Genomic DNA, 26,246 nt, shown 5'->3' on the forward strand with positions numbered 1-26,246 from the left:
AACGATTATCGTTTGCGAGAAGACTTTGCATTTGATACACCTGAATTTCAGGTCCTATATGACTTGCTTGGCCAGTATGGTAATCTTCCTCCAGAAGTTTTAGCAGAACAGAAAGAGGAGGTCGAAAGAGCTTGGTACCAAGTTTTAGCTCAGGATTTGCCTGCTGAGATGTCGCCGCAGGAACTTAGTGAAGTAGAAATGACTCGAAACAAGGCTCTCTTGAATCAGGACAATATGAGAATCAAAAAGAAGGTGCAGGAAGCTAGCCATGTAGGAGATACAGACACAGCCTTAGAAGAGTTAGAACGTTTAATTTCCCAAAAGAGAAGAATGGAGTAATAATGGCAACAAAACAAAAAGAAGTAACAACATTTGACGTACAAGTAGCAGAATTTATCCGTAATCATAAGCAAAAAGGGACAGCAACAGATGATGAAATCAATGCTAGTCTTGTCGTTCCTTTTACCTTGGACGCTGATGGGATTGAGGATCTCTTGCAACGGATTCAGGATGCAGGGATTTCTATCACAGATAACGAAGGAAATCCAAGTGCGCGTGTTCTTAGTGCTGAAGAAGAACCAGAACTCAGCGATGAGGACTTGATTGGGTCAACTTCGGCTAAGGTCAACGACCCTGTTCGTATGTACTTGAAAGAGATTGGAGTCGTTCCTCTCTTGACCAATGAAGAGGAAAAAGAGTTGGCACTGGCTGTTGAAGCTGGTGATATCGAAGCCAAACAACGCCTTGCGGAAGCCAACCTTCGTTTGGTTGTTTCTATTGCCAAACGCTATGTCGGCCGTGGTATGCAGTTCCTTGACTTGATTCAAGAAGGAAATATGGGCTTGATGAAAGCGGTTGACAAGTTTGACTATTCTAAAGGGTTCAAGTTCTCAACTTATGCAACTTGGTGGATTCGTCAGGCTATCACTCGTGCTATTGCGGACCAAGCTCGTACTATCCGTATCCCAGTCCACATGGTTGAAACCATTAATAAATTGGTTCGTGAACAGCGGAATCTCCTTCAAGAATTGGGACAAGATCCAACACCTGAGCAAATCGCTGAACGTATGGATATGACCCCTGACAAGGTTCGTGAAATCTTGAAGATTGCCCAAGAACCAGTATCTCTTGAAACACCAATCGGTGAAGAAGATGATAGTCATCTTGGAGACTTTATTGAAGATGAAGTGATTGAAAATCCAGTGGACTATACAACTCGTATCGTCTTGCGTGAGCAGTTGGATGAGGTCTTGGATACTCTTACAGATCGTGAAGAAAATGTTCTGCGTTTGCGTTTCGGATTAGATGATGGAAAAATGCGTACTCTTGAAGATGTGGGTAAAGTCTTTAACGTAACTCGCGAGCGTATCCGTCAGATTGAAGCCAAGGCTTTGAGAAAACTACGCCAACCAAGTCGCAGCAAACCGCTTCGTGATTTTATTGAAGACTAGGAGTGAGGAAAATTATGGCTTATACAGAAGAACAAATTGAAAACATCAAAACACGAATTTTATCAGCCTTGGAAGAAGTCATCGACCCTGAGTTGGGAATCGATATTGTAAATCTTGGTTTAATTTATGAGATTCGTTTTGACGGTGACACAGGGCAAACAGAGATTGATATGACTTTGACAACTATGGGTTGTCCCCTAGCTGACCTTTTGACAGACCAGATTTATGATGCCATGACAGAGGTGCCAGAAGTAACGGATACTGAGGTCAAATTAGTCTGGTATCCAGCCTGGACCGTTGAAAAAATGAGTCGCTATGCCCGCATTGCCCTAGGCATTAAGTAAACATATAAAAGTATGTGAGAGACCGTTGGAAAAGCGAGGAAATTTACTCCTCTTTTCCTCTAGTCTCTCCTTTCTTTTGCTGATTTTATTCAAAGAAAATGATATAATAGTAGTTATGGAAAAAAAGAAATTACGCATCAATATGTTGAGTTCAAGTGAGAAAGTAGCAGGACAAGGAGTTTCAGGTGCTTACCGTGAATTAGTTCGTCTTCTTCACCGTGATGCCAAGGACAAATTGATTGTTACAGAAAATCTTCCAATCGAGGCAGATGTGACTCACTTTCATACGATTGATTTCCCCTATTATTTGTCTACATTCCAAAAGAAACGCTCAGGGAGGAAAATTGGCTATGTACATTTCTTGCCTGATACACTTGAGGGGAGTTTGAAAATTCCATTTTTCTTAAAGGGAATTGTCAAACGTTATGTATTTTCTTTTTACAACCGTATGGAGCACTTGGTTGTGGTCAATCCTATGTTTATCGAGGATTTGGTGGCAGCTGGTATTCCACGTGAAAAAGTGACCTATATTCCTAACTTTGTCAACAAGGAAAAATGGCATCCTCTACCACAAGAAGAGATAGTCAGACTGCGAACAGAGCTAGGTATTAGTGATAATCAGTTTATCGTAGTAGGTGCTGGTCAAGTTCAGAAACGTAAAGGGATTGATGACTTTATCCGTCTGGCTGAGGAATTGCCTCAGATTACCTTTATCTGGGCTGGTGGTTTCTCTTTTGGTGGTATGACAGATGGTTATGAACGCTATAAGAAAATTATGGACAATCCCCCTAAAAATTTAATGTTTCCAGGTATTGTATCGCCAGAGCGTATGCGCGAATTGTATGCCCTAGCGGATCTTTTCTTGTTACCTAGTTACAATGAGCTCTTTCCTATGACTATCCTAGAAGCTGCCAGTTGTGAATCTCCTATTATGTTGCGTGATTTGGATCTCTATAAGGTGATTTTGGAGGGAAATTATCGGGCGACAGCAGATAGAGAAGAGATGAAAGAGGCTATTTTAGAATATCAAGCAAATCCTGTTGCCTTAAAAGATCTCAAAGAAAAAGCTAAGAATATTTCTAGAGAGTATTCTGAAGAGCATCTGTTACAAATCTGGTTGGACTTTTATGAGAAACAAGCCGCTTTAGGGAGAAAATAAAAAGTGAGGTAATCTATGCGAATTGGTTTATTTACAGATACCTATTTTCCTCAGGTTTCTGGTGTTGCGACCAGTATTCGAACCTTGAAAACAGAACTTGAAAAGCAGGGGCATGCTGTTTTTATCTTTACGACTACAGATAAGGATGTCAATCGCTATGAAGATTGGCAAATTATCCGTATTCCAAGTGTTCCTTTTTTTGCTTTTAAAGACCGTCGTTTTGCCTATCGAGGTTTCAGCAAGGCGCTTGAAATTGCCAAACAGTATCAACTGGATGTTATCCATACTCAGACAGAATTTTCTCTTGGCTTGTTGGGGATTTGGATTGCGCGTGAATTGGAAATTCCCGTCATTCATACCTATCACACCCAGTATGAAGACTATGTCCATTATATTGCCAAGGGGATGTTGATTCGTCCTAGTATGGTCAAGTATCTGGTTAGAGGTTTCTTGCATGATGTGGATGGGGTTATTTGCCCGAGTGAGATTGTCCGTGACTTGCTATCTGACTATAAGGTCAAGGTTGAAAAGCGGGTCATTCCAACTGGAATTGAATTAGCTAAGTTTGATCGTCCGGAAATCAAGCAGGAAAATTTGACAGAACTGCGTAGTAAATTAGGGATTCAAGGTAATGAAAAGATGTTGCTTAGTCTTTCCAGAATTTCCTATGAAAAAAATATTCAAGCAGTATTAGCAGCCTTTGCAGAAGTTCTAAGAGAGGAAGACAAGGTGAAACTGGTAGTTGCTGGGGATGGGCCTTATCTGGATGACCTCAAAGAGCAAGCCCAGAAACTAGAGATTCAAGATTTCGTTATCTTTACAGGTATGATTGTTCCTAGTGAGACAGCTCTTTATTATAAGGCGGCGGATTTCTTCATCTCGGCATCGACAAGTGAAACCCAAGGCTTGACCTACTTGGAAAGTTTGGCTAGTGGGACACCTGTCATTGCACATGGAAATCCTTATCTGGACAATCTTATCAGTGATAAAATGTTTGGAACCTTGTACTATGGAGAACATGATTTGGCTGGTGCTATTTTGGAAGCCCTGATTGCAACGCCAGATATGAATGAGCATACCTTATCAGCGAAATTGTATGAGATTTCAGCAGAGAACTTTGGGAAACGAGTACATGAGTTTTATCTGGATGCCATTATTTCAAATAATTTCGAGAAAGATTTAGTCAAAGATGATACGGTTAGTCAGCGTATCTTTAAGACAGTTTTGTATTTACCACAACAGGTAGTTGCTGTGCCCGTAAAAGGCTCTAGACGTATGCTGAAGGCTTCAAAAACACAGTTAATCAGCATAAGAGATTATTGGAAAGACCATGAAGAATAGAAAGAGGATAAGCTATGAAAAAACAATTAATGAGAAGTGGTCATGATAAAAAGATCGCAGGTGTTTGTGCAGGAGTGGCCCATTATCTTGATACGGATCCTACTATTGTTCGCGTAATATGGGGTGTTCTTGCTTGCTGTTACGGAGCGGGAATTGTAGCCTATATCATTTTATGGATTATTGCACCAGTGGCAACTGACTATTGAAAACTAGCTGAATTCATGCTAAGATAATAGAAAATAGAATGTAATGAAGGAGAGAAAAATGGCATTTGGAGATAATGGAAATCGTAAAAAAACTATGTTTGAGAAAATAACCTTGTTTATCGTACTTATCATGTTAGTAGCAAGTTTATTGGGAATTTTTGCAACTGCAATTGGTGCCCTCAGTAATCTATAAAATAGATTCAAGAAAATTTTGTGACTGGGATTTCCCAGCCCTTTTTTAAAGTGAGAAGAAAAAATGAGTATGTTTTTAGATACAGCTAAGATTAAGGTCAAGGCTGGTAATGGTGGCGATGGTATGGTTGCCTTTCGCCGTGAAAAATATGTCCCTAATGGCGGTCCTTGGGGTGGTGACGGTGGTCGTGGAGGAAATGTGGTCTTCGTTGTAGACGAAGGTTTGCGTACCCTCATGGATTTCCGCTATAATCGCCATTTCAAGGCTGATTCTGGTGAAAAAGGAATGACCAAAGGGATGCATGGTCGTGGTGCTGAGGAACTTAGAGTTCGAGTACCACAAGGTACGACTGTGCGTGATGCAGAGACTGGCAAGGTCTTGACAGATTTGATTGAACATGGTCAAGAATTTATCGTTGCTCACGGTGGTCGTGGTGGACGTGGAAATATCCGCTTTGCGACTCCAAAAAATCCTGCACCTGAAATCTCTGAAAATGGAGAGCCAGGTCAGGAACGTGAGTTACAATTGGAACTAAAAATCTTGGCAGATGTTGGTTTAGTAGGTTTCCCATCTGTAGGAAAATCAACACTTTTAAGTGTTATTACTTCAGCTAAACCTAAAATTGGTGCCTACCACTTTACGACCATTGTGCCAAATCTAGGTATGGTTCGCACCCAATCAGGTGAATCCTTTGCAGTAGCCGACTTGCCAGGTTTGATTGAAGGGGCTAGTCAAGGAGTCGGTCTAGGAACCCAGTTCCTCCGTCATATTGAGCGTACACGTGTCATCCTTCACATCATTGATATGTCAGCTAGCGAAGGACGTGATCCTTATGAGGATTATCTGGCTATTAACAAGGAATTGGAGTCTTATAACCTCCGTCTCATGGAGCGTCCACAGATTATTGTAGCTAATAAGATGGACATGCCTGAGAGTCAGGAAAATCTTGAAGAATTCAAGAAGAAATTGGCTGAAAACTACGATGAATTTGAAGAGTTGCCAGCTATCTTCCCAATATCTGGTTTGACCAAACAAGGTTTGGCAACGCTTTTGGATGCGACAGCTGAATTGTTAGATAAGACACCAGAATTCTTGCTCTACGACGAGTCAGATATGGAAGAAGAAGCTTACTATGGATTTGACGAGGAAGAGAAAGCCTTTGAAATTAGTCGTGATGACGATGCGACATGGGTACTCTCTGGTGAAAAACTGATGAAACTCTTCAATATGACCAACTTTGATCGTGACGAATCAGTCATGAAATTTGCTCGTCAATTACGTGGTATGGGGGTTGATGAAGCTCTTCGTGCGCGTGGTGCTAAGGATGGGGATTTGGTCCGCATTGGTAAATTTGAATTTGAATTTGTAGACTAGGAGACTAGCATGGGAGATAAACCGATATCTTTCCGAGATGCGGATGGCAATTTCGTTTCCGCCGCAGATGTTTGGAATGAAAAGAAATTGGAAGAACTATTTAATCGTCTCAATCCAAATCGTGCCCTGAGATTGGCACGAACGAAAAAAGAAAATCCATCTCAGTAAAGAAGATAAAAAATTCCGTGCCTTAACATCAGACACGGAGTTTTTTTATTCACCAAAAAAGAATGGTGGTGTGAATTTTTTCAATTCTTCAAAACAACTTTGTGCAGCCTCTGCATCTTCACAGATGACCAGACAGACATCGTCCCCACAGAGCGTAGCGATAGCGTCAGGAAAACTCAAAGCATCAATGATAGAACCAAAGGATTGAGCCAAACCAGGAAGAGTTTTCAAAAGTACTTGATGTTGAACAGGGTGCATCAGTACAAGAGCATCCTCCATATAAGTCTCCAAGCGTTTTTCCCATTTTGAGATGGAACCAGTATTTAGCACGTAGTAAGAATTATCTTCTTCACGTACTTTTGAGAGGTTCATACTTTTAATATCTCTCGAAAGTGTAGCTTGTGTAACTTGAATATCATTATCAGCAAGAAGAGATTGTAGCTCAGCTTGAGTATGGATCTTGTTTTTGGTTACAAGAGCTCGTATGAGTTGGTGGCGGTGTTCAGATTTATTCATAAAAATTTACTCCTTGTACAAAGTACAGAAAGCGTGGACTGATCGAAATCGTCAGTCGGGTGGTAAGCGGTATTGTCACGTATGAAGATTTGAAAGTCAGTAGTAATTTAGAACGATACGGAGAGAATCTCCTGCTTTTAACTTGTCACTAGTTGGGTGCAGATGAATGAGAAATTTATTCGTTCATCTACATACATGGCTGTTCTCTACTAACAGTAAATCATTTAATTTTGGTAGCATTTTGTCACGGCTTGTTGTGAATTTACGCTAAACGGGAATTCACAGAGATTGTCCAACATGTGGTGTGGTAGCGTGTATGATAGAGGGTTACACATGTTGGTTATGGGGCGGTATCTTTTGTTCAAGCTCCAGTAGTAGGGCTTCTAACAGCCTTTATTTGAACTGGATTTGATACCAAGTTGTAGTTTCTTTCGACTGTTCAAGTGGAGGTTATTGATTATAGGAAGGTCAGTGGGTATTGGATTGACCTTTTCCTGAGAATCCTTCCATATTGAAAGTCTGATATTATACCTTTTGGCAAGGTAGGATAAGTGTAGACTGTTCAAGCTCCACAGTCAGGTGGTAAGTGGTATTGTCACGTATGGTGATTTCAAAGTCAGTGGTATAGAGGACTAGACGGAGAGTGTCTCCTTCTTTTAACTTGTAAATAGTTGGTTGCAGTTCAAACTGGATATCCATCCATTCATCTGCATTAATATTCTCAACTATTAGCAAATCATTTCGATTTTGCAAATTGAGATAGCCCTTGGTTACGACTCGTTGTGCATCTGGTCTAAATGGCAGTTCACAGAGATTTTCCAGCATATGATAGCGACCGTTGTCAATGGTTCTAGCACTTAAAACAGCTGGATAAGGCTGTAAGTATTTCTTTTGTCCAAGTTCTAGCAGTTGGGCTGATAAGAGCCCCTTGTTTTTACTGGACTTGATACGAAGATTGAGCTGTGCACGACCGTTCAGGTGGAAATCTTTGGTCACAGGAAGGTCAATAGTAATTTGATTGACTTTCCCTTGATAGAGTTCCGTATTGAAGGTCTGGTATGTTTTACCATAACGTTCAAAATCCTTATCTGAATACTGATTTTGAATAACCTGCTCTTCTTGACCAAGTGCGAAGGTTTCGAAGTTTTCTTGCTCACCGAAGGTATCAAGTGATAACCAAGTCTGAGGAGCGGTATTGTCCTGCCAGATAACAGTCGGAAGCTGATAATCTGTTTCCTGTCCCAGTAATTTCTTTGTCAACAAAGCATTCATGGACTCACGGAAGTCAATGGACTGCCAGTTGTTCATATAAACATGGGCGCCATTATGGAAAAAGAGATGCTTATTGATGTGAGATGGAAGAGCGTGGAACATCTGGTAAACATGAAGTGGTTTGACATTCCAATCCTGAGAACCATGAGTAAAGACAACCTCTGCCTTTACTTTATGGGCATTGAGCAGATAATTGCGGTTATGCCAAAACTGATTGTAGTCGCCAGTCTTGCGATCCAGTTGTTCTTTTACTTTTTCTAAGTCAGCTTGGTGAGCCTCATTACCACGGATATAGTCACCAGCTAAGAGATTACGAGAGTAGGTTAACTCAGCAAGCGAGTCAAAATCCTCACCAGGATAACCACCTGGGCTAGTGACCAGACCGTTTTCACGATAATAGTTGTACCATGAAGAAATGCCAGCCTCGGCAATGATAACTTCTAAACCATCTACACCAGTAGTGGCAAGACCGTTTGATATGGTACCTAGATAGGAAAGTCCAGTTGTGGCTACTTTTCCGTTTGACCAGTCAGCCTTGACTTGACGCTGGCGCGTGTGATCAGTAAAGGCACGGCAACGACCATTGAGCCAATCGATGACATTTTTATAGGCCTCAATTTGCTGGTAGTCCCCGTTAGTCATGAAACCAGTAGAGTCTTTGGTACCAACACCTGAGACATAGAGATTAGCAAACCCTCGTGGAAGGAAGTAGTCGTTGAGACTATAGCTAGCGTTGATGTGCGTCAACTTTTCCTCAGCTTCTGACACAAGCTCAGCTTGACCTTGAGGTTGGACGAGATTTAGTTGAGGTTCCTCTAGCTCGATCTTGTGAGCAGGTTTAACCTCGATATCTCCCTCCATCTTGTAAAGAGCTTTGTCGCTCGCTTTATCATTTGTTCCCTGATGATAGGGACTGGTCGTCATGATAGCAGGTATTTGCCCGTCATAACGAGGACGAATAATGCTAACCTTGACTAGGTCTGGTAGCCCTTTTTGGTCAGTATCGACACGAGACTCAACGTAGACCACCTCTCGAATGGCATCATGGCTAGAAAAAGTAGCCAAGCTCTTGCCGTTAAAGTAGTGATAGTCATTATCTTCAGGGATAAGACCATCACTGACAAGTTGGTCGATAAGAGTGTTCCCTTTTTTAGTACGAGTACTGAGTAACTGATAGAGATTTTCAATCAAGTCACCGTATACAATAGGAAATCCAGTCTCTTTACGAAAAACATCACTGTCTTCGAAGTCAACCAAATAAGAAAAACCTAGGAGTTGAAAGGCTACAGTATAGAAAATATCTGCAGTCAACTCTCTTTCTGACTGACAAAAAGTCAGAAAGTCTGTTTCTTTATCAACTGCTAAGATGGAGAGTGGATAATTGATGTCTTGATAAGTAAAAAAGACACGACTTAGAAAAGCCTCTAACATCTTTTTATCTGCCATCTCAGATGGAAAATCAAATCCATACTTTTTAAATTCATATAAAATAGTATTTCTTGGAAGTGATAAATAGCTGAATTGATTAAAGCGCATAAAACCTCCTTATAAAAAATAATTAAGGTTATTATATCAAAAAAATAGGATAAATGGAACCATTAAGTAAGAAAGAAATTAATTCAATAATAATGAATATCGTTTATATGAAAAACAAGTACTATTCTATAGCTTGAAATAAGTTATCATAGTAACTAAGTTAAGTGAATATATCTTTCTAGTTTAAAAGATATATTCACTTCTTGGGATAAAAAAGTAAAAAAATTATCGGAGCATTTGATTCTTTAAATGTATTTTTACTTTTTTCGTTCAAAAAATTTTACTTTAAGGATAAAACAGAGATAGGAGTTATTGGTTTTATCTTTCTTTTTTGAAAATGGTATAATATAGTGAGAACGTGAGAAGGATAGAGGAGAAGTGTAAATTGATCGCACAACTAGATACAAAAACAGTTTATAGTTTTATGGAGAGTGTTATTTCGATAGACAAGTATGTGAGAGCAGCTAAAGACTATGGCTACACTCATCTGGCTATGATGGATATTGATAACCTATATGGGGCTTTCGACTTTCTAGAGATTACAAAAAAATACGGCATTCATCCTCTATTAGGGCTTGAAATGACTCTTTTAGTGGATGAGCAGGAAGTAAATCTGCGCTTTTTAGCTCTATCTAGTGTGGGCTATCAGCAGTTGATGAAGCTTTCAACAGCCAAGATGCAGGGGGAGAAAACTTGGTCGGTCCTGTCCCAATACCTGGAGGATATTGCGGTCATTGTGCCTTATTTTGAAGAGATTGAGTCGCTAAATCTAGGATATGATTACTATATTGGAGTTTATCCAGAAACACTGACCAGCGAATTTCATCATCCAATTTTGCCACTATATCGGGTTAATGCCTTTGAAAGCAGGGATAGAGAAGTTCTACAAGTATTAACAGCAATTAAAGAAAACCTACCGCTCAGAGAAGTCCCTTTGCGCTCGCGACAAGATGTTTTTATATCAGCAAGTTCTTTAGAGAAACTATTCCAAGAACGTTTTCCTCAAGCCTTGGAAAACTTAGAAAAGCTGATTTCAGGCATTTCTTATGATTTGGATACTAGTTTGAAACTGCCTCGTTTTAACCCAGCTAGACCAGCAGTAGAAGAGTTGAGAGAGCGTGCTGAATTGGGGCTTGCTCAGAAGGGGTTGACTGGTAAAGAATATCAAGACCGTCTAGACCAAGAATTGGCTGTTATTCATGATATGGGCTTTGATGATTATTTTTTGGTTGTCTGGGATTTGCTGCGTTTTGGACGTTCGAATGGCTACTATATGGGAATGGGACGGGGTTCTGCAGTTGGTAGTTTGGTTTCCTATGCCTTGGATATTACAGGGATTGACCCAGTAGAGAAAAATCTGATTTTTGAACGTTTCCTCAATCGTGAACGCTATACTATGCCTGATATTGATATTGATATCCCAGATATTTATCGTCCAGATTTTATCAGGTATGTTGGCAATAAATATGGAAGTAAACATGCTGCTCAAATCGTTACTTTTTCAACCTTTGGAGCCAAGCAAGCTCTACGAGATGTCTTGAAACGCTTTGGTGTTCCTGAGTATGAATTATCTGCAATTACCAAGAAAATCAGTTTTCGTGATAATCTTAAGTCAGCCTATGAGGGCAATCTACAGTTTCGTCAGCAAATCAATAGTAAGTTAGAATACCAAAAAGCCTTTGAGATTGCTTGCAAGATAGAGGGCTATCCAAGACAAACCTCTGTCCATGCGGCTGGTGTTGTCATTAGCGACCAAGACTTGACCAATTACATCCCTCTAAAGCATGGTGACGAAATCCCACTGACTCAGTATGATGCTCATGGAGTTGAAGCAAGTGGACTTTTGAAGATGGATTTTCTGGGACTACGAAATTTGACCTTTGTCCAGAAGATGCAAGAATTACTTGCAGAAACAGAAGGTGTTAAGATAGTTATCAACGAAATTGATTTGGAAGACAAAGAAACGTTAGCTCTATTTGCCTCTGGCAATACAAAAGGTATCTTTCAATTTGAACAACCTGGTGCCATTCGTCTGCTTAAGCGTGTTCAACCTGTCTGTTTTGAAGATGTCGTAGCAACTACTTCCCTAAATCGGCCAGGTGCTAGTGATTACATCAATAATTTTGTAGCTAGAAAGCATGGGCAAGAAGAAGTGACTGTTCTGGATCCAGTACTGGAGGATATTTTGGCTCCAACCTACGGAATTATGCTCTATCAGGAGCAGGTTATGCAGGTTGCTCAGCGTTTTGCTGGATTTAGTCTTGGGAAAGCCGATATTTTGCGTCGGGCTATGGGGAAAAAGGATGCCTCTGCCATGCATGAGATGAGGGCTTCCTTTATTCAAGGTTCATTAGAAGCTGGACATACTGCGGAAAAGGCAGAGAAGGTCTTTGATGTCATGGAGAAGTTTGCAGGTTATGGTTTTAACCGTTCTCATGCCTATGCATACTCAGCCTTGGCTTTCCAGTTGGCTTATTTCAAAACACATTATCCAGCCATCTTTTATCAGGTCATGTTGAATTCTTCCAACAGTGATTACTTAATGGATGCCCTAGAAGCAGGATTTGAAGTAGCCCCTCTGTCAATTAACACCATTCCCTATCACGATAAAATTGCCAACAAGTCTATCTATCTAGGTTTGAAATCGATTAAGGGAGTCAGCAAAGATTTGGCGCTTTGGATCATTGAAAATAGACCTTATTCTAACATTGAAGATTTTATAGCTAAATTACCTGAGAATTATCTGAAACTTCCTCTGCTAGAACCATTAGTAAAAGTTGGTCTTTTCGATTCATTTGAGAAAAATCGTCAAAAAGTATTCAATAATTTAGCTAATCTATTTGAATTTGTGAAAGAGTTAGGAAGCTTGTTCGGTGATACGATATATAGTTGGCAGGAATCGGAAGATTGGACGGGACAAGAAAAATTCTATATGGAACAAGAGCTTTTAGGAGTAGGAGTTAGCAAACATCCCCTACAAGCTATTGCAAGTAAGGCTATTTATCCGATTACACCAATCGGAAATTTGTCAGAAAATAGTCACTCCATTATCTTGGTAGAAATTCAAAAAATTAAAATCATTCGCACCAAAAAGGGTGAAAATATGGCCTTTTTACAGGTAGATGACAGTAAGAAAAAATTGGATGTCACTCTCTTTTCAGATTTATATCGACAGATTGGGCAGGAAGTAAGAGAAGGAGCCTTCTACTATATCAGAGGGAAAGTCCAGTCCCGTGATGGCCGTCTGCAAATGATTGCACAAGAAATAAGAGAAGCAGTGGCTGAGCGCTTTTGGATTCAAGTGAAAAATCATGAATCGGATCAGGAAATTTTACGTATTTTAGAGCAATATAAAGGCCCAATTCCAGTCATCATTAGGTATGAAGAGGAACAGAGAACGATTGTATCTCCTCATCATTTTGTAACTAAATCTGATGAATTAGAAGCGAAATTGAATGGAATGGTTATGAAAACGATTTATCGCTAAAAATACGGAAAATAGAAGAATTTTAAAATCAAATGTGGTATAATCAATAAGAATGTTAAAAGAAAAAGGAGCATAAACCAATATGAAACGTATTGCTGTTTTGACTAGTGGTGGAGACGCCCCTGGTATGAATGCTGCCATCCGTGCAGTTGTTCGTCAAGCAATTTCAGAAGGAATGGAAGTATTTGGTATCTATGATGGATATGCTGGTATGGTTGCTGGTGAAATTCATCCATTAGATGCCGCTTCAGTAGGAGACATCATTTCTCGTGGTGGTACTTTCCTTCACTCAGCTCGCTATCCAGAGTTCGCTCAACTTGAAGGGCAACTTAAAGGGATTGAGCAATTGAAAAAACACGGGATTGAAGGTGTAGTTGTTATCGGTGGTGACGGATCTTACCACGGTGCTATGCGTTTGACTGAGCATGGCTTCCCAGCTATCGGTCTTCCAGGTACAATCGATAACGATATCGTTGGTACAGACTTCACAATCGGTTTTGACACAGCGGTTACGACTGCTATGGACGCTATCGATAAGATTCGTGATACATCATCAAGTCACCGTCGTACTTTTGTTATCGAAGTTATGGGACGTAATGCTGGTGATATCGCTCTTTGGGCTGGTATTGCAACTGGTGCTGATGAAATCATCATCCCTGAAGAAGGCTTCAAGATGGAAGATATCGTAGCAAGCATCAAAGCTGGTTATGAGTGTGGTAAAAAACACAATATCATCGTCTTGGCTGAGGGTGTGATGTCAGCGGCTGAATTTGGTCAAAAACTTAAAGAAGCTGGGGATACAAGCGACCTTCGTGTGACAGAACTTGGTCATATTCAACGTGGTGGTTCTCCAACTGCGCGTGACCGTGTATTGGCGTCACGTATGGGTGCCCATGCCGTTAAACTTCTTAAAAAAGGTATCGGTGGTGTTGCGGTTGGTATCCGTAACGAGAAAATGGTTGAAAACCCAATTCTTGGAACTGCAGAAGAAGGAGCATTGTTCAGCTTGACTGCAGAAGGTAAGATTGTGGTAAATAACCCACACAAAGCCGACATTGAGCTATCTAGCTTGAATAAGAGCTTGTCATAATTTATAATTTAGTTAATAAGACCAAAAAGGTCATATATATAAAGGAGTCACAAAAATCATGAACAAACGTGTAAAAATCGTTGCAACTTTGGGACCTGCGGTAGAAATCCGTGGTGGTAAAAAATTCGGTGATGACGGATACTGGGGTGAAAAACTTGATGTTGAAGCTTCAGCTAAAAACATTGCTAAATTGATTGAAGCTGGTGCTAACACATTCCGTTTCAACTTCTCACACGGTGACCACCAAGAACAAGGTGACCGTATGGCGACTGTTAAACTTGCTGAAAAACTTGCAGGTAAAAAAGTTGGTTTCCTTCTTGACACAAAAGGACCAGAAATCCGTACAGAATTGTTTGAAGGAGATGCAAAAGAGTACTCATACAAAACTGGTGAGAAAATCCGTGTTGCAACTAAACAAGGAATCAAATCAACTCGTGATGTGATTGCATTGAACGTTGCTGGTGCTCTTGATATCTATGATGATGTTGAAGTTGGCCGTCAAGTTTTGGTTGACGATGGTAAACTTGGTCTTCGTGTGGTTGCTAAAGATGACGTAGCTCGTGAATTTGAAGTTGAAGTTGAAAACGATGGTATCATCGCTAAACAAAAAGGTGTGAACATCCCTAACACTAAAATTCCTTTCCCAGCCCTTGCTGAACGTGATAACGATGACATTCGCTTTGGTCTTGAACAAGGTATCAACTTCATCGCTATTTCATTCGTACGTACTGCAAAAGACGTAAACGAAGTTCGTGCAATCTGTAAAGAAACTGGAAACGGACACGTTCAATTGTTCGCTAAAATCGAAAACCAACAAGGTATCGACAACTTGGATGAAATCATCGAAGTTGCTGATGGTATCATGATCGCTCGTGGTGACATGGGTATCGAAGTACCATACGAAATGGTTCCAGTTTACCAAAAAATGATTATCAAGAAAGTCAATGCTGCAGGTAAAGTTGTTATCACTGCAACAAACATGCTTGAAACAATGACTGAAAAACCACGTGCAACTCGTTCAGAAGTATCAGACGTATTTAACGCTGTTATCGATGGAACTGACGCTACAATGCTTTCAGGTGAGTCTGCAAACGGTAAATACCCACTTGAGTCAGTAACTACAATGGCAACAATCGACAAGAACGCTCAAACTCTTCTTAACGAATACGGACGTTTGAACTCAGATTCATTCGAACGTAACTCTAAGACAGAAGTAATGGCTTCAGCTGTTAAAGATGCTACTAACTCAATGGACATTAAATTGGTTGTAACTCTTACTAAGACTGGACACACTGCACGTTTGATTTCTAAATACCGTCCAAATGCTGACATCTTGGCGTTGACATTTGACGAATTGACAGAACGTGGATTGATGTTGAACTGGGGTGTTATCCCAATGTTGACAGATGCTCCATCTTCAACTGACGATATGTTCGAAATTGCTGAACGTAAAGCAGTTGAAGCAGGTCTTGTACAATCTGGTGACGATATCGTTATCGTAGCTGGTGTACCAGTTGGAGAAGCTGTACGTACAAACACAATGCGTATCCGCACAGTACGCTAATTAAAATAAGAAAAAGCCTATCATATCAAGCTTTCTAGCCTGTATGATGGGCTCTTTTTTGTGTTGAGGGCAAAAATGGGGCAAAACTTTTTACTTTCTATTCAGTGCAACAGTATCAAGTGCATCAAGCACGGCTTGTTTCATGATATTTGAAATGTGAGTGTAGATTACAGTTGTTGTTTTAATGTTTATGGCTTATACAAGCTATGCTGTCTTGTAGAAGCGAACGTACATCAGATATTAGGTTTAAATACAGAAAAAAACAACTCCCTGATGATTCAAGGAGTTGTCTATAGCTAAATTAGTTTTTTGAAGCTGCTTGGAATTCAGGATTTTTCCATGCCTCATCAATGATAGCTTGCAATTCTTTTGCAGATGCTTGCATTTTTTGAGTTTCTGCGTCGTTCAATGGAATGTTTACTGGACGAACGATACCGTGTGCACCAACGATAGCTGGTTGACCGATAAAGACGTTCTCAACACCATATTGACCTTCTTGGAATACAGAAAGTGGAAGTACTGCATTTTCATCATCAAGGATTGCTTTTGTGATACGAGCAAGGGCTACAGCGATACCATAGTATGTTGCACCTTTTTTGTTGATGATTGAGTAAGCAGCGTCACGAACAGAAATGAAGAGTTCCACAAGGTCAGCTTCATCTAAGTCACGGTTTGCTTGCAACCATTGTTCCAATTTAACACCAGCAACGTTAGCATGTGACCAAACAGCAAATTCTGAGTCACCGTGTTCACCCATGATGTAGGCATGGACTGAACGAGCATCAACACCGATTTTTTCAGCAAGTGCTTGACGGAAACGAGCTGAATCAAGTGAAGTACCTGAACCGATAACGCGTTCTTTAGGGAATCCAGAGAATTTCCAAGTTGAGTAAGTTAAGACGTCAACTGGGTTAGCTGCTACAAGGAAGATACCATCGAAACCAGAAGCAACAACTTGCTCAACGATTGATTTGTTGATAGCAAGGTTTTTACCTACAAGGTCAAGACGAGTTTCACCTGGTTTTTGAGGAGCACCAGCAGTGATAACAACAAGGTCAGCGTCCGCACAGTCTTCGTATTTAGCAGCGTAGATTTTCTTTGGTGAAGTAAATGCAAGCGCGTGGCTAAGGTCTTCAGCATCACCAACTGCTTTTTCAAACAATTGAGGAATTTCAATAATACCAAGTTCTTGTGCGATTCCTTGAGTAACAAGAGCGAAGGCGTAAGATGAACCTACAGCACCATCACCAACAAGGATAACTTTTTTGTGTTGTTTAGTTAGTGTCATTTGTCTAAACATCTCCTTAATTTTATTCAGGGGTTTCCCCAGTTATTTCAATTCTATCACTTTTAAAATGCTTTGTCACGGATATGCCTTGCAGTTCTTGATGTAAACGTTTTAGTAGTTCTAGATACCTGAAATATGGCAGACATTGTGGTATAATATAGTTAATTACTAATAGTGAAATGAGGCATTTATTAATGCAGGATAGAAATTTAGTGAATGTCAATCTGACAAAGGAGATGAAGACGAGCTTTATCGACTACGCCATGAGTGTTATCGTAGCGCGGGCTCTTCCTGATGTTCGAGATGGCTTGAAACCCGTCCACCGTCGGATTCTCTACGGAATGAATGAATTAGGTGTTACCCCAGACAAACCTCATAAAAAATCTGCTCGTATTACAGGGGATGTCATGGGTAAATACCACCCACACGGAGATTCCTCTATCTATGAAGCCATGGTTCGTATGGCTCAATGGTGGAGCTACCGTTACATGCTTGTCGATGGGCATGGAAACTTTGGTTCTATGGATGGAGACGGTGCTGCCGCGCAGCGATACACTGAGGCACGTATGAGCAAAATTGCTCTGGAAATGCTTCGTGATATCAATAAAAATACGGTTGATTTCGTTGATAACTATGATGCCAATGAACGTGAACCCTTGGTCTTGCCAGCACGTTTTCCAAACCTTTTGGTTAATGGAGCAACTGGTATTGCTGTTGGGATGGCAACCAATATTCCACCTCACAACTTGGGTGAAACCATTGATGCGGTGAAGTTGGTCATGGATAATCCTGAAGTGACTACCAAGGACTTGATGGAAGTCTTGCCTGGTCCAGATTTTCCAACTGGTGCCCTTGTTATGGGAAAATCAGGTATCCATAAGGCTTACGAAACAGGTAAAGGTTCGATTGTTCTTCGTTCTCGTACTGAAATCGAAGAAACTAAGGCTGGTCGTGAGCGCATCGTTGTAACAGAATTTCCTTACATGGTCAATAAAACAAAGGTGCATGAGCATATTGTTCGTTTGGTTCAGGAAAAACGAATTGAGGGTATTACAGCAGTTCGTGATGAGTCAAACCGTGAAGGAGTTCGATTCGTCATTGAAGTTAAACGCGATGCTTCTGCCAATGTTATCCTCAACAATCTCTTCAAGATGACCCAGATGCAAACCAACTTTGGTTTTAATATGTTGGCGATTCAAAATGGTGTACCGAAGATTTTATCTCTTCGTCAGATTTTGGATGCCTATATTGAGCACCAAAAAGAAGTGGTTGTTCGTCGTACACGTTTTGATAAGGAAAAAGCGGAAGCACGTGCGCATATCTTAGAAGGTCTCTTGATTGCACTAGACCATATCGACGAAGTGATTCGTATCATCCGTGCTAGTGAAACGGATGCGGAAGCACAAGCTGAGTTGATGAGCAAGTTTAAGCTTTCTGAACGTCAAAGCCAGGCTATCCTTGATATGCGTCTCCGTCGTTTAACAGGCTTGGAACGCGATAAGATTCAGTCTGAATATGATGACCTCTTGGCTTTGATTGCGGATTTAGCAGATATTCTTGCTAAGCCCGAACGTGTTTCTCAAATCATTAAAGATGAATTAGATGAAGTCAAGCGTAAGTTTGGCGACCAACGTCGTACTGAATTGATGGTTGGGGAAGTATTGAGTCTTGAAGATGAGGACTTGATTGAAGAATCGGATGTCTTAATCACTCTTTCTAACAAAGGCTACATTAAACGCCTGGATCAAGCCGAGTTTACTGCTCAAAAACGTGGGGGTCGTGGTGTTCAAGGAACCGGCGTTAAGGATGACGATTTTGTCCGTGAGTTAGTGTCAACCAGCACCCATGATCATCTGCTCTTCTTCACAAATAAAGGTCGTGTCTATCGCCTGAAAGGCTATGAAATTCCTGAGTATGGACGTACTGCCAAGGGATTACCAATAGTCAATCTTTTGAAATTGGATGAAGGTGAAAGTATTCAGACCATCATCAATGTTGAATCTGAACGCAGTGATGACGCCTATCTCTTCTTCACAACCCGTCATGGTATCGTGAAGAGAACCAGCGTTAAGGAATTTGCTAATATTCGTCAAAATGGACTTAAAGCATTGAACCTCAAAGATGAAGATGAGTTGATTAATGTCTTACTGACAGAAGAAGATACGGATATTATCATTGGTACCAAGTTTGGTTATGCAGTTCGCTTTAAGCAATCAGTCGTTCGAGGTATGAGCCGAGGTGCCACTGGTGTGAAAGGTGTCAATCTCCGTGAAGGGGACACAGTAGTTGGTGCTAGTGTGATTACAGACCAAGACGAGGTTCTTATCATCACAGAAAAAGGGTATGGTAAGCGTACAGTTGCGACCGAATATCCAACAAAAGGTCGTGGTGGTAAAGGGATGAAGACGGCTAATGTAGCTGAGAAAAATGGTTCTCTATCAGGTCTTTTGACAGTTAAAGGCGATGAAGATTTGATGATTATCACTGATACAGGTGTCATGATTCGAACAAACGTTGCCAATATTTCACAAACAGGTCGATCAACTATGGGAGTTAAGGTGATGCGCCTGGATCAAGATGCTAAAATTGTAACCTTTACAACGGTAACAGCAGAAAAAGAAGAAGTTGGGACAGAAAACGAAACAGAAGGTGAAGCATAATGTCTCATAAAAAGAACAAAAAGAAAACAAATCGTAAAAATTTACTAATCAATATTTTGGCAGGATTCTTAATCATCTTGTCAGTAGCTTTGATTTTCAATTCAAAAATTCGTGATATGTTCATGGTTTGGAATACTAACAAGTATCAAGTTAGCCAAGTATCAAAAGAAAAACTGGAAGAAAATCAAGATACAGAAGGTAATTTTGACTTTGACTCAGTAAAAGCCATTTCGTCAGAAGCTGTCTTATCCTCACAATGGAATTCGCAAAAATTGCCAGTTATTGGTGGAATTGCTATTCCTGAAGTAGAAATCAACTTACCAATTTTTAAGGGGCTTGATAATGTCAATCTCTTCTATGGAGCTGGTACAATGAAGCGTGATCAAGTGATGGGGAAGGGAAACTATTCACTTGCTAGTCATCACATTTTTACAGCAGAAAATGCTAGTCAGATGCTATTTTCTCCATTATCACGCGCTAAGAATGGGATGAAAATTTATCTAACTGATAAGGATAAGGTCTATACCTATGTAATTCATGAAGTGAAGCATGTAACTCCAGATCGTGTTGATGAGATTGATGACCGTAGTGGTGTTGATGAAATCACACTTGTAACATGTGTAGACTATGATGCGACAGAGCGGATTATTGTCAAAGGTGATTTGAAAGATACAAAAGACTATTCACAAACACCTGAAGAAATTCTAACAGCTTTCAATCAACCGTATAAACAACGTTATTAATTTTTAAAGAATCAGTAAACATTTAGTTTTACTGGTTCTTTTTATGGCTTTATAAGCAAACTATGTAATGCTAATATTCAATGAAAATCAAAGAGCAAACTAGGAAGCTAGTCGCAGGTTGATCAAAATACTGTTTTGAGATTGCAGATAGAGCTGGCGTGGTTTGAATTTAATTTTCGAAGAGTATAAATCAATACAAATGTTATAAATTTAAGAAAATGATTACCTATTAAAATATTTTATGTTATAATAATAAATATTAAAAAATAGGAGATGTTTATGAGTTCTTCAGAGTTTATTTCGAAGATAGATTATTATTGCCACAAGAAAGAAAGTCTTTTCAATCAAAGTAAGTCCAAGTATGCTATTCGTTCCATGTTTGCAGGTACTTTTTTAACTTTTAGTACAGCTGCTGGGGCTATTGGTGCGGATTTATTAAATAATATTGTTCCAAATAGTGGCTATTTCCTTTTCCCATTTGTTTTCGCTTGGGGGCTGGCCTATATCGTCTTTCTAAATGCGGAATTGATAACTTCCAATATGATGTACTTAACAGCTGGAGTGTTCTTGAAAAAGATTGATTGGAAAAAGGCAATGATTATTTTACTCTTTTGTACTTTGTTTAATCTCATTGGTGCCTTGGTAGCTGGATGGGTCTTTGCCAACTCATCAGCCTTTTCCCATTTGACTCATGATAGTTTCCTTCCTAAGCTTGTAGCCAAGAAATTGGCGCGTCCAAGTGATTTAGTCCTGCTTGAGGGAATTCTTGCCAATATATTTGTAAATATTGCCATTCTTTCATCTATACTAGTTAAAGATGGTGCTGCCAAACTATGGATTATTTTATCAGCTATTTCCATGTTTGTCTTCTTGTCTAATGAGCACATTGCTGCCAATTTTGCTTCCTTTAGTATTATGAAATTCAGCATGATTGCTGATCAAGTACCTCACTTTGATCTTCCAAATATCCTTCGACATTGGGGTGTAACCTTTATTGCTAACTTTATAGGTGGAGGTCTTCTGATTGGTTTACCGTATGCCTTCCTCAATAAGAATGAAGATACTTATGTCGATTAAGAAGAATCAGAGTAGAGGTGCGGAGAAATCATTTTGTTCTATTTAGTAATAAATAGAACAAAAATGATTCTACTCAATCTCTAGATTCGGACAATTAAAAATTCTAAAGCTTGTTATTAAAACAATGTAAACGATTGCTGAATTTTTAAATTGGGGAAAAATACAGTCATGAAAGGCTTTTCTTTATATCGATTTTATGTTATAATTATCACAAATAAAAGTTTTAGGAGTTTATTATGGTTTCTTCAGAATTTATCTCAAAGATTGAATTTGCTTGCAAGAAGAAAGAAAGTCTTTATAGTCAGAGCAAATTTAAGTATGCGATTCGTTCTATGTTTGCAGGTGCATTCTTAACTTTCAGTACAGCTGCTGGTGCAGTTGGGGCTGACTTGATTAATAAAATTGCACCAGGTAGTGGACGCTTCCTCTTCCCATTTGTCTTTGCTTGGGGATTGGCCTACATTGTTTTCTTGAATGCCGAGTTGGTAACATCAAACATGATGTTCTTGACTGCTGGTAGTTTCTTGAAAAAAATCTCTTGGAGAAAAACAGCTGAGATTTTACTTTACTGTACCTTGTTCAACCTTATCGGAGCCTTAATAGCAGGGTGGGGCTTTGCTCATTCAGCAGCCTATGCACATCTGACTCACGATAGTTTCATCTCAGGTGTTGTTGAGATGAAGTTAGGCCGTTCAAATGAATTAGTCTTACTTGAGGCTATTTTGGCAAATATTTTCGTAAATATTGCGATTCTTTCATTTGTTTTGGTCAAAGATGGTGGTGCCAAACTTTGGCTAGTTTTATCAGCAATTTACATGTTTGTATTCTTAACAAACGAGCACATTGCTGCGAACTTTGCTTCTTTCGCGATTGTGAAATTCAGTGTTGCTGCTGACTCAATTGCTAATTTCGGTGTTGGGAATATGCTTCGTCATTGGGGTGTAACCTTCATCGGAAACTTAATTGGTGGTGGTTTCTTGATGGGTCTTCCATACGCCTTCCTTAATAAAAATGAAGATACTTATGTAGATTAAGAAAATGGCACGATTGATTCGTGCTTTTTTATATGGGAATGATAGCAATAGCTATTTATTATATCAAAATATAGAAAACTAATATTAGTAAACTATACCTTAAGGTGCTACAATATCCTTAATCAAACTATTTGGAGGTCGTTTTATGACTCGTGATTTTAAATTTGAAACTTTGCAACTACACGCTGGTCAAGTTGTGGATCCAGCTACCAAGTCTCGTGCAGTTCCGATTTATCAGACAACATCCTTTGTTTTTGATGACACGCAGGAAGGTGCCGATTTGTTTGCCTTGAGAAAGCCAGGTAATATCTATACTCGTATTACAAATCCTACAACGGCTGCTTTTGAAGAAAGAATTGCAGCTCTCGAAGGTGGTGTCGGAGCTCTTGCAACAGCATCTGGTATGGCTGCAGTGACTTATACGATTTTGGCTCTTGCCCATGCTGGTGACCATGTTGTAGCAGCATCAACTATTTACGGTGGGACCTTCAATCTTTTGAAAGAAACCCTTCCACGTTATGGTATTACAACTACCTTTGTGGATGTGGATAATTTGGAGGAAGTAGGAGCAGCTATCAATGACAATACCAAGCTTGTCTTGATTGAAACCTTGGGTAACCCCTTGATTAACATTCCAGACTTGGAAAAATTGGCAGAGATTGCTCATAAGCATCAGATTCCACTTGTTTCTGACAATACATTTGCTACACCTTATTTGATTAACGTCTTCTCTCACGGTGTAGATATTGCCATTCACTCTGCGACTAAGTTTATCGGTGGGCATGGTACGACTATTGGTGGAGTGATTGTCGATAGCGGGCGTTTTGACTGGGCGGCTTCAGGAAAATTCCCTCAATTTGTTGAGGAAGATCCAAGCTACCACAATTTGAGCTATACTCGTGATGTGGGTGTAGCAGCTTTTATTATCGCTGTCCGTGTTCAATTGCTCCGTGATACAGGTGCAGCCTTGTCTCCATTTAATGCCTTTCTCTTGCTCCAAGGACTTGAAACCCTTTCACTTCGTGTGGAACGCCATGTACAAAATGCAGAGAAAATTGTTGATTTTCTTGTCAACCATCCTAAGGTAGAAAAAGTCAATTATCCAAAACTTGCAGATAGTCCTTATCATGCCTTAGCTGAGAAATACTTGCCAAAAGGTGTGGGTTCAATCTTTACCTTCCATGTTAAAGGTGGCGAGGAAGAAGCACGCAAGGTTATTGATCATTTAGAAATCTTTTCTGACCTTGCAAACGTGGCAGATGCTAAATCTCTGGTTGTTCATCCAGCTACAACCACTCACGGTCAATTGTCAGAAAAAGACCTAGAAGCAGCAGGAGTCACACCAAACCAAATCCGCTTGTCTATCGGACTTGAAAATGTAGAGGATTTGATTGAAGACTTGCGCTTGGCCTTGGAAAAAATTTAAAGTAAAAGAAGATAAACAGTGGGTTTCGACTCGCTGTTTTTGATTTTCCCTTAGGCATGATATAATGGTTACAGAAGTCTAGAAAGAGGAACGATATGAACGAAATTAAATGTCCCAACTGTGGGGAAGTCTTTACAGTAAATGAAAGTCAGTATGCTGAACTATTGTCTCAAGTGAGAACGGCAGAGTTTGATAAGGAACTGCACAATCGCATGAAGCAGGAACTGGCCTTGGCTGAGCAGAAGGTTATGAATGAGCAACAGTCTAAACTGGCTCAGAAGGATCAAGAAATTACGCAATTACAGAGCCAAATCCAAAACTTTGATACAGAAAAAGAATTGGCTAAGAAAGAAGTTGAACAAACAAGCCATGAGGCTTTATTGGCTAAGGATAAGGAAGTACAGGCCTTGGAAAACCAGTTGGCGACCTTGCGATTGGAGCACGAAAATCAGCTACAGAAGACCCTTTCTGACCTAGAAAAAGAACGAGACCAGGTTAAAAATCAGCTTCTCTTGCAAGAAAAAGAAAACGAACTTTCTCTTGCTTCTGTTAAGCAAAATTACGAAGCACAGCTCAAGGCAGCCAGTGAACAAGTCGAATTTTATAAGAATTTCAAGGCCCAACAATCTACAAAAGCTATCGGTGAAAGTCTGGAACAGTATGCAGAGAGTGAGTTCAATAAGGTACGCAGTTTTGCCTTTCCAAATGCCTACTTTGAGAAGGATAACAAGGTCTCTGCGCGTGGGTCTAAGGGGGACTTTATCTTCCGTGAATGTGATGAAAATGGTGTTGAAATCATTTCCATCATGTTTGAGATGAAAAATGAAGCGGACGGGACAGAGAAGAAGCACAAGAATGCAGATTTTTATAAGGAATTGGACAAGGACCGTCGGGAGAAGAACTGTGAGTATGCCGTTTTGGTGACTATGCTTGAGGCCGATAACGACTACTTTAACACAGGGATTGTTGATGTCAGCCACGAGTATGAAAAGATGTATGTTGTCCGTCCTCAATTCTTTATCCAGTTGATTGGACTCCTGCGAAATGCGGCGCTTAATTCTTTGAAATACAAGCAGGAGTTGGCCTTGGTTCGCGAGCAAAATATAGATATTACACATTTTGAGGAAGACTTGGATGCCTTTAAACTAGCCTTTGCCAAGAACTATAATTCAGCTTCGACCAACTTTGGTAAAGCTATTGATGAAATCGACAAGGCCATCAAACGCATGGAAGAGGTTAAGAAATTCTTGACAACATCTGAAAATCAGCTCCGTCTCGCAAACAATAAGCTGGAAGATGTATCCGTCAAGAAATTGACCCGTAAAAATCCAACCATGAAAGCGAAGTTTGAAGCGCTGAAGGGGGAGTGAGAAAGAAAAATATGAACGGTATTATCAACTTAAAAAAAGAAGCGGGCATGACCTCGCATGATGCGGTTTTTAAACTGCGTAAGATTTTGGGCACTAAGAAAATTGGTCATGGTGGAACCTTGGATCCGGATGTGGTGGGTGTTTTGCCCATTGCGGTTGGTAAGGCGACACGCATGGTCGAGTTTATGCAGGACGAGGGTAAGGTCTATGAGGGAGAAATCACTCTAGGCTATTCCACGACAACTGAGGATACTAGTGGGGAAGTGGTCGCAGAGACGCCTGTTTTGTCACCTTTAAATGAAAAGCTTGTCGATGAAGCGATTGCGAGTTTGACTGGACCTATTAGTCAGATTCCGCCTATGTATTCAGCTGTTAAGGTTAATGGTCGCAAACTCTATGAGTATGCGCGTGCTGGTCAGGAAGTAGAGCGTCCAGAACGTCAGGTGACTATTTATAGCTTTGAGCGGACAAGTCCGATTTCTTATGAGGGGCATCTAGCACGTTTTACTTTTCGTGTGAAATGTAGCAAGGGAACTTATATTCGTACCTTGTCAGTTGATTTGGGAGAGAAGCTGGGTTATGCGGCTCATATGTCATACCTGACACGGACTAGTGCAGCAGGTTTACAACTAGAAGACTCTCTTACCTTGGAAGAAATTGCTGAAAAAGTAGAGGCTGGTCAACTGGACTTTCTCTATCCTCTAGAGATTGGGACAGGGGATCTTGTTAAAGTTTTCCTAACGCCAGAACAGTCTACAGAAGTGCGTTTTGGTCGTTTTATAGAGTTAGACCAAACAGACCAAGAATTGGCTGCCTTTGAAGATGACAAATTGCTTGCCATTCTAGAGAAGCGAGACAATCTCTACAAGCCAAGGAAGGTTTTTATCTAGTTTAACTGGAGTGTGGGGATGGAATTCTTCCACTAAACTATCCAAACCAGACTATAA

21 protein-coding genes and 1 pseudogene are annotated in these 26,246 nt (G+C 40.1%); 19 read left to right on the plus strand and 3 right to left on the minus strand.

The genetic code is table 11. From position 1 onward, the window contains the following. The 9 genes and pseudogenes from HMPREF0851_RS05945 to HMPREF0851_RS05980 form a co-directional block, all read left to right on the plus strand. Positions 1-339: pseudogene (locus tag HMPREF0851_RS05945) on the plus strand (DNA primase); the annotation flags it as partial. Between the two features lie 2 nt (positions 340-341). Next, complete coding sequence (rpoD, locus tag HMPREF0851_RS05950; RefSeq protein WP_000201905.1) at positions 342-1,451, plus strand: RNA polymerase sigma factor RpoD; 1,110 nt, start codon at positions 342-344, stop codon at positions 1,449-1,451. 14 nt (positions 1,452-1,465) lie between these two features. Beyond that, positions 1,466-1,795, plus strand: coding sequence for a metal-sulfur cluster assembly factor (locus tag HMPREF0851_RS05955; RefSeq protein ID WP_000331925.1), 330 nt, complete (start codon positions 1,466-1,468; stop codon positions 1,793-1,795). A 115-nt stretch (positions 1,796-1,910) separates the two neighbouring features. Further along, the gene (gene cpoA / locus HMPREF0851_RS05960; RefSeq protein WP_000412281.1) at positions 1,911-2,954 is read left to right on the plus strand and encodes an alpha-galactosylglucosyldiacylglycerol synthase; all 1,044 of its coding nucleotides are present in this window, start codon (positions 1,911-1,913) and stop codon (positions 2,952-2,954) included. Between the two features lie 15 nt (positions 2,955-2,969). Then, on the plus strand, positions 2,970-4,295 hold the full coding sequence (locus HMPREF0851_RS05965) for a glycosyltransferase family 4 protein (protein ID WP_001219445.1): 1,326 nt from the start codon (positions 2,970-2,972) through the stop codon (positions 4,293-4,295). Positions 4,296-4,324: 29 nt separating this feature from the next. Beyond that, on the plus strand, positions 4,325-4,501 hold the full coding sequence (locus tag HMPREF0851_RS05970; RefSeq protein ID WP_025169841.1) for a PspC domain-containing protein: 177 nt from the start codon (positions 4,325-4,327) through the stop codon (positions 4,499-4,501). A 58-nt stretch (positions 4,502-4,559) separates the two neighbouring features. Beyond that, positions 4,560-4,694 (plus strand): DUF4044 domain-containing protein, encoded by a 135-nt coding sequence (locus HMPREF0851_RS0103700; protein WP_000863862.1) that lies wholly within the window; start codon positions 4,560-4,562, stop codon positions 4,692-4,694. Between the two features lie 63 nt (positions 4,695-4,757). Then, the gene (gene obgE, locus HMPREF0851_RS05975; protein ID WP_000061649.1) at positions 4,758-6,068 is read left to right on the plus strand and encodes a GTPase ObgE; all 1,311 of its coding nucleotides are present in this window, start codon (positions 4,758-4,760) and stop codon (positions 6,066-6,068) included. A 9-nt stretch (positions 6,069-6,077) separates the two neighbouring features. Continuing rightward, the gene (locus HMPREF0851_RS05980) at positions 6,078-6,236 is read left to right on the plus strand and encodes a hypothetical protein (RefSeq protein WP_001808548.1); all 159 of its coding nucleotides are present in this window, start codon (positions 6,078-6,080) and stop codon (positions 6,234-6,236) included. Between the two features lie 45 nt (positions 6,237-6,281). Here the strand turns inward: HMPREF0851_RS05980 and HMPREF0851_RS05985 are convergent, their stop codons facing one another. Together HMPREF0851_RS05985 and HMPREF0851_RS05990 are read right to left on the minus strand one after the other, a co-directional pair. Further along, positions 6,282-6,752 (minus strand): arginine repressor, encoded by a 471-nt coding sequence (locus HMPREF0851_RS05985; protein ID WP_001043032.1) that lies wholly within the window; start codon positions 6,750-6,752, stop codon positions 6,282-6,284. A gap of 525 nt (positions 6,753-7,277) precedes the next feature. After that, entirely contained in the window at positions 7,278-9,560 is a 2,283-nt protein-coding gene (locus tag HMPREF0851_RS05990; protein ID WP_001212013.1) for a Xaa-Pro dipeptidyl-peptidase, read from the minus strand. Positions 9,561-9,945: 385 nt separating this feature from the next. On the opposite strand from HMPREF0851_RS05990, the gene HMPREF0851_RS05995 reads away from it, so the two are divergent. The 3 genes from HMPREF0851_RS05995 (at position 9,946) to pyk (ending at position 15,701) form a co-directional block, all read left to right on the plus strand. After that, on the plus strand, positions 9,946-13,047 hold the full coding sequence (locus tag HMPREF0851_RS05995; RefSeq protein WP_000561493.1) for a DNA polymerase III subunit alpha: 3,102 nt from the start codon (positions 9,946-9,948) through the stop codon (positions 13,045-13,047). 82 nt (positions 13,048-13,129) lie between these two features. Continuing rightward, entirely contained in the window at positions 13,130-14,137 is a 1,008-nt protein-coding gene (gene pfkA / locus HMPREF0851_RS06000; protein WP_000820865.1) for a 6-phosphofructokinase, read from the plus strand. Between the two features lie 58 nt (positions 14,138-14,195). Next, on the plus strand, positions 14,196-15,701 hold the full coding sequence (pyk, locus tag HMPREF0851_RS06005) for a pyruvate kinase (protein WP_001042787.1): 1,506 nt from the start codon (positions 14,196-14,198) through the stop codon (positions 15,699-15,701). Positions 15,702-16,002: 301 nt separating this feature from the next. Here the strand turns inward: pyk and HMPREF0851_RS06010 are convergent, their stop codons facing one another. Next, a complete protein-coding gene (locus HMPREF0851_RS06010) occupies positions 16,003-16,989 on the minus strand; it encodes an L-lactate dehydrogenase (protein WP_000176426.1) in 987 nt (328 codons plus the stop codon). A 194-nt stretch (positions 16,990-17,183) separates the two neighbouring features. On the opposite strand from HMPREF0851_RS06010, the gene gyrA reads away from it, so the two are divergent. The 7 genes from gyrA (at position 17,184) to truB (ending at position 26,189) form a co-directional block, all read left to right on the plus strand. After that, complete coding sequence (gyrA, locus tag HMPREF0851_RS06015) at positions 17,184-19,649, plus strand: DNA gyrase subunit A (RefSeq protein WP_001154035.1); 2,466 nt, start codon at positions 17,184-17,186, stop codon at positions 19,647-19,649. After that, on the plus strand, positions 19,649-20,392 hold the full coding sequence (locus HMPREF0851_RS06020) for a class A sortase (protein ID WP_000018499.1): 744 nt from the start codon (positions 19,649-19,651) through the stop codon (positions 20,390-20,392). The genes gyrA and HMPREF0851_RS06020 overlap by 1 nt, the downstream gene beginning before the upstream one ends. 279 nt (positions 20,393-20,671) lie before the next feature. Next, positions 20,672-21,469 (plus strand): formate/nitrite transporter family protein, encoded by a 798-nt coding sequence (locus HMPREF0851_RS06025; protein ID WP_000098925.1) that lies wholly within the window; start codon positions 20,672-20,674, stop codon positions 21,467-21,469. A 236-nt stretch (positions 21,470-21,705) separates the two neighbouring features. Then, positions 21,706-22,503 (plus strand): formate/nitrite transporter family protein, encoded by a 798-nt coding sequence (locus HMPREF0851_RS06030; protein WP_000254776.1) that lies wholly within the window; start codon positions 21,706-21,708, stop codon positions 22,501-22,503. A gap of 145 nt (positions 22,504-22,648) precedes the next feature. After that, complete coding sequence (locus HMPREF0851_RS06035) at positions 22,649-23,929, plus strand: O-acetylhomoserine aminocarboxypropyltransferase/cysteine synthase family protein (protein WP_000196326.1); 1,281 nt, start codon at positions 22,649-22,651, stop codon at positions 23,927-23,929. A gap of 95 nt (positions 23,930-24,024) precedes the next feature. After that, positions 24,025-25,299: a DUF2130 domain-containing protein gene (locus HMPREF0851_RS06040; RefSeq protein ID WP_001002644.1), complete on the plus strand. Its 1,275-nt coding sequence runs from the start codon at positions 24,025-24,027 to the stop codon at positions 25,297-25,299. Between the two features lie 11 nt (positions 25,300-25,310). Then, complete coding sequence (gene truB, locus HMPREF0851_RS06045) at positions 25,311-26,189, plus strand: tRNA pseudouridine(55) synthase TruB (protein WP_001013287.1); 879 nt, start codon at positions 25,311-25,313, stop codon at positions 26,187-26,189. Positions 26,190-26,246: the final 57 nt, after the last annotated feature.

Source organism: Streptococcus sp. M334, from assembly GCF_000187745.1.
GTDB lineage: Bacteria > Bacillota > Bacilli > Lactobacillales > Streptococcaceae > Streptococcus.